Raw genomic sequence first — 237 nt, 5'->3', positions numbered from 1 at the left:
CGCGGCGACGCCGGCGAGAAGAGCCCCGGCCGGAACCGCGTCGGCGATAATCTTCACCGCGGCCGGACCGATATCCTTATGTGTCGCGACAGCATGGACGGCGGCCGCCATATCGTTGTGCTGCGCCAGAATGCGCCCGACCATGACGCTGTTGTCGCTGGCGAGCAGCGGAAGCGCCGCCGTCAACAACGCGCAGGCGACGCCTTCGGGCAGCACGCCGAACCAGAGCGCGACAAG

The 237-nt window shown here is 68.4% G+C and carries 1 pseudogene; it reads right to left on the bottom strand.

What is annotated here, in order from left to right:
• Positions 1 to 237 (bottom strand): annotated as a pseudogene (locus HK28_RS14060) (hypothetical protein); the annotation flags it as partial.

Origin of the sequence: Acetobacter sp. DsW_063 (assembly GCF_002153745.1) — a bacterium.
In the GTDB taxonomy this organism is placed as follows: Bacteria; Pseudomonadota; Alphaproteobacteria; order Acetobacterales; family Acetobacteraceae; genus Acetobacter.
The sequence above is the reverse complement of the archived record's forward strand: the minus strand, read 5'-3'. Positions and strand labels throughout refer to the sequence as shown.